A 4,760-nucleotide genomic window follows, 5' to 3' on the forward strand; every position below is an offset into this window, starting at 1 on the left:
CGGCAGATGAACCGCACGAAAAGGACATACCGGCCATTATGGTCGGTTTGGTTCTGTCAAGAGATGCCGAGTAACCATGAACAATACATTACCGCAACGAAACAAACTTCCCGGTCGAGGCGTTGAACAATCATCGGGACGTCTCTCCGGTTACTTTGGCATCACCGTCGGCACCTTGTTTATTGTCAGCGGTGTTCTCATCTTGTTGAAAGTATTGGGTCGCGGGTGGTGGATTGACTCCCAAATTCGGATTATCTTGGGAATTACGATAATTCTCTTTGGAATATTCCGGATAGTGCAGTACAGTATCAAACTGCACTCGCTGAGAAAAGCCAAGTCGCTGAAAGAGCAAATCGATGAGCTGGATAAACCGTAGTTTCGCGCTGCTTTTCGTTACCACTTCTCTTGTTTCAGGTTGTGGACCACAGCGAAAACCGTTCGACGGTGTCGCTCCATTGCCTTGTGCGCCATCGCTTGTACATTTAATGGCGCAAAGTGTTAATGATTTTGAATCGAAGTACCCTAAAGCCCGAATAAACCTGTCTCGCCACACGTGTCGCGATGCAATCGACTCGCTGTTAAACAAGAAAACCGAACAAATCGTTATCGACCGTCCGTTGACTAAACCGGAATCGCTTGCATTTCGTCAAAAAGACATGACACTTTACACGTTCCGGTTGGCGCGAATGCCGATGTCACTGATTGTGAACAACAGTAATCCGGTGAATGATTTGGATTCATTACAATTAGCGGCAATCTTGACCGGGACAAACTTGAGCTGGAGTCAAGCAGTAAACGGAACCGACCGTTTGATCAAGCTCTATTTGCCGCCCCCGGGAGACGGGGTATGGGAATTGTTGCAGGTATTGTATCGGACACCGGATCGTATCATTGCGGAAATCGTACCTTCCGATTCGATAGCCTACCGGGTCGCACAGGAACCCGATGCACTCGGAGCCATGGCAGGGGTTGCCCCGGACTATGTTAAGCCGTTAGGACTCTACTTTAACGGCAAGTTGCAGCGACCGACACTGAGGGCAATTCATGAGCAGCGCTACCCATGGGTATTGCCGGTCGTTTACATCACTTTCAAGGAAGAAATTGATGTGGCGACAAGTTTTCTAAACCATGTAACTTCGAATCCGGGTCAACGACTCTTATCGGATAATGGGGTTTTGCCGGCGATGGTACCCATCCGGGTCAAATGAGAATATCCGGCTTCCCCAATGATTTTGGGTCTAAAGTAAATAAATCATCTTTGTTTCGAGTAGTTTTCTTGAGGCGTATTGTGAATCGAATACAAATTGTTGTTTCGTTATTGCTGGTTTCACTCATCACTGTTTCGTGTGCCGGGCAGATCGATGACGCATATAAAAAGCGCGAATGGTCGAATGTCATGAAGATAGCGCAGGAGTCGATTGCCAAAGGTGATAAGGACGGCTCGGTTTATCGATATCTTGGAATTGCCCAAGCCGCAACCGGCGATACTCTTAACGCTGTAGAGAATTTGAAGAAGGCGATTTCCGAGTCGAAAAAGGACGGTCGCGCCGTTTTGCAACTAACGCAAATCTATATTTCGCAAAACCGAATTATTGAAGCGAAACAAATTGCAATGGATGGTATCAAGGCATCGGGTAAAAGTCTTGATATGCAGGCAGCACGGGCATTGGCATTAGCTTATACCGATTCGATTAGCGAGGCTTCCTCACTTATTTGGAAAGTGACATCGTCTGATTCGACGAATGCTACCTACTACAAAATTCAGGGATTAATCTCCCGCAAGGAAGGTGTAGTCGATTTCGTGATTGAGTCGTTCCAAAGAGCTTTACGATTGGACCCAAACGACAACGATATCCGGTACGAACTTGGATTGGCGTATCTATTTGCCAAGCGCGGCGGCGACGCATTGGAAACTTTCAAAAAGGTGCATGAACTTGAACCAGGTTTTCCAGGAGTGAATTTTCGTATCGGTCAGTTATTGTATTACAACGCTCGTGGTGATTCTGTGAAGTTAAAAGAGTCGCTCCCCTACTTGGATGCTGCCGCCAAAGAGAATCCCAGTGCCGAAGTGTATCGGTTAATCGGAGAAACCTATGCCCGGTTGAATCGGGTTGCCGAAGCGGAAACTGCGCTGAAAGCTTCGCTTTCCAAGAAGGACGATCCATCGGTTCGAAAGCTTTGTGCTGATTTGTTCATGGTACAGAAGAAATTTGACGTTGCCACCGAATACTGGCGACCATTGGCAGGCACGTCTGATTTTGACGCAGCCCGTTATTTGAAACTGACCGATATGACACAGGCATATTGGGGCCACGATACCACCAAACACCCGGTACTTCTGAATCAATGTGAGTTGTTAAAAAAAGGTTGGGAAACTGACCGGACTAACGCGAATTTGTTGACTCGAATCGGTTTATTATATTACGCCATTGATCAGTATGATTCTGCAATCGTGTGGCTCAAGAAAAAAATCGATAACGAGCCGAACAGTGCTTCTGCTTGGATCAACTTGGGGTATGCATTCAACGGTTTGGAACGGAGTGACGAAGCGATTGCAGCTTTGCGGAAGGGATTAGCTTTAAACGATTCCAGTATTGCCCCCTATCAAGTTATATCCGACATCTTGCAACGACAGAAATTGGAAAAAGATGCGGTGGCCCTGCTCGATTCGCTATCGTCCCGAAAGGATTTTGATTTAAAGTGGTGGATGCGTCTTGCGATGCTGCATTACAACATGAAGCAGTATTCTAAGGCGATACAGACGTTGGAGAAGGCGGACGGAATGTATCCGAATAGCGCCGATGTTTGGGTTTGGATTGGTATCAACCGGTATTCACAATATGCTGCAGAACCGGGAAGAACCGAATTATTGAATCGTACGAAAGAAGCATTCCGCAAGGCGTTGCAGTTTGACCCTGAAAATGCGGATGCAAAGAATTATTTAAATCAACTCAGCAAGTAAGCGCAGCATCTCGCTCGCGTGGTTTCCGTTAGTAAGGAGAACGATCAATGAAGAAGCAGGGAGCCTTCGTCCTTATCGCCGCACTGGTTTGTGTCGTCGTAGGTATTGGTATCTTTTTCGTATTGCCGAAGTTTATTCAGGACGGTGGTCCGGTTGTCGCAATTTTGCTTGCGCTTAACCTGATGATCTGGGTGTTTGTCGTCGAACGGTTGCTCACTCTGAGCAAAGCGAAAGGCGCCCGAATGCTGCCATTGTTCTTCAACGAATTCTTGAAGGCGGTGCGGGAAGGCAAGTATACACAAGCCGTTGAGCTGTGTGAAAAGCAAAAGGGAAGTGCCGCTTCCGTTTTGCGCGCCGGGATGGAACAATGGGTGCGCATTGAAAAAGACAATTCGGTGCAAGGTGAGAAGAAGTTGACGGAAACTCAACGGGCAATGGATGAAGCCCGGTTGTTGGAAGTGCCGTTCCTCGAACGAAACTTGATTGGTATGTCGACCATTGCTTCGACCGCGACGATGTTCGGTTTGCTCGGTACGGTTATCGGTATGATCCGTTCGTTCCATGCTATGGCGCGCGCTGGTGCTCCGGACGCATCGCAATTAGCGTTGGGTATTTCCGAAGCGCTAATCAATACCGCTCTTGGTATCTTCGGCGGTATTGTCGGTATCTTCACTTACAATATTTTCACTACCCGCGTCGATAATTTCAACTATTCGATCGACGAAGCGGTGTATATGACCCTTGAATTGCTCAAGGAAAAAATATAGTCATCGGTAACGAATCCATCGGAGTTGGGCAAATTTTATGTGCCCGGCGTTTGGGTTGATTCACTTGACCTGACAAGAGGTGTAAATATGGCGGTACCGAAGGCGAAACGCATGGGAATTGCGATGGATATGACCCCGATGGTCGATGTCGCGTTCCTCTTGCTCATATTTTTTATGTCGACAACGCAGTTCAAGCCACCGGAGGATACCCCGGTGTCGTTGCCCGATAGCCATAGCAGCATCAAGTTGCCGGAATCGGATGTGTTGACGATAACCATTACGAAAGCCGACACGTCGAAGAATCGGCTTGTCGCAAACAGTTCCCGAATTCTGATCTCGACGGGAATCGCAAAAGTCGATCAACGACTTGGCTTTTCCGCAATGAATCAAGAACTCGGACAGTTTCGATCGGTTCCACAATCGAAAGAGACGTTGCCAGACAATATCATGCGCGCCCGAATGGATAACCCCAAGTTGCGGTTAATTATCAAAGCGGATGAGCGCGCCGATTATGCGACGGTAGCGTCGGTAAACCAGTTGTTGCAGGACGAAAACCTGCTCCGGTTCTATTTGATAACCGATCTCGAAAAATAATCGCGGGAAACCGCACCAACAATACGGAGAGTACCGATGGGCGGAATGGTTGGTGGCGAATCGAAAAGCCATGCCCGAGGTAAAAAGAAGCAGTGGAAGAAACCGCGCATCATGGTTCGGGTCGACATGACGCCGATGGTGGACGTTGCTTTCTTATTACTCATTTTCTTTATGGTTACAACGGTGTTCCGGCTTCCGCAAGCGATGGAGATTAACCTGCCACCGGAACAAGCGGAGAACACCGAAATTGAAATCAAACAATCTACCATGTTGAATTTCCGGGTCGACAACGATAACAAACTCTATGCGAATGTTGGAAACGACTTACCGAAGTTGATTCCATGGGATTCGCTTGAGTCGAAAATCCTCGAACGGAGAACACAAGTCGGGACAAAGTTGACGATTGTTGCCAAGTTGTTGCCGCAAGCGCCATTTTC

At 47.7% G+C, this 4,760-nt stretch carries 6 protein-coding genes; all 6 read left to right on the forward strand.

What is annotated here, in order from left to right; genetic code table 11:
* Positions 1–76 precede the first annotated feature (76 nt).
* On the forward strand, positions 77–376 hold the full coding sequence (locus tag OEM52_14035) for a hypothetical protein (GenBank protein ID MDK9701254.1): 300 nt from the start codon (positions 77–79) through the stop codon (positions 374–376).
* Entirely contained in the window at positions 357–1,208 is an 852-nt protein-coding gene (locus OEM52_14040) for a substrate-binding domain-containing protein (GenBank protein ID MDK9701255.1), read from the forward strand. The genes OEM52_14035 and OEM52_14040 overlap by 20 nt, the downstream gene beginning before the upstream one ends.
* Before the next feature lie 80 nt (positions 1,209–1,288).
* Positions 1,289–2,962 (forward strand): tetratricopeptide repeat protein, encoded by a 1,674-nt coding sequence (locus OEM52_14045; protein MDK9701256.1) that lies wholly within the window; start codon positions 1,289–1,291, stop codon positions 2,960–2,962.
* Positions 2,963–3,009: 47 nt separating this feature from the next.
* Complete coding sequence (locus tag OEM52_14050; GenBank protein ID MDK9701257.1) at positions 3,010–3,729, forward strand: MotA/TolQ/ExbB proton channel family protein; 720 nt, start codon at positions 3,010–3,012, stop codon at positions 3,727–3,729.
* Positions 3,730–3,816: 87 nt separating this feature from the next.
* Positions 3,817–4,323 (forward strand): biopolymer transporter ExbD, encoded by a 507-nt coding sequence (locus tag OEM52_14055; GenBank protein MDK9701258.1) that lies wholly within the window; start codon positions 3,817–3,819, stop codon positions 4,321–4,323.
* A gap of 36 nt (positions 4,324–4,359) precedes the next feature.
* The coding region (locus OEM52_14060; GenBank protein ID MDK9701259.1) for a biopolymer transporter ExbD at positions 4,360–4,760 on the forward strand (401 nt) is incomplete at its 3' end.

The sequence above is a fragment of the bacterium genome (assembly GCA_030247525.1).
In the GTDB taxonomy this organism is placed as follows: domain Bacteria; phylum Electryoneota; class JAOADG01; order JAOADG01; family JAOADG01; genus JAOTSC01.

Bases quoted from the DNA above. Each gene is read 5' to 3' on its own strand.
- OEM52_14035 (MDK9701254.1), top strand. From the start codon at position 77: ATGAACAATACATTACCGCAACGAAACAAACTTCCCGGTCGAGGCGTT.
- OEM52_14040 (MDK9701255.1), top strand. From the start codon at position 357: ATGAGCTGGATAAACCGTAGTTTCGCGCTGCTTTTCGTTACCACTTCT.
- OEM52_14050 (MDK9701257.1), top strand. From the start codon at position 3,010: ATGAAGAAGCAGGGAGCCTTCGTCCTTATCGCCGCACTGGTTTGTGTC.
- OEM52_14055 (MDK9701258.1), top strand. From the start codon at position 3,817: ATGGCGGTACCGAAGGCGAAACGCATGGGAATTGCGATGGATATGACC.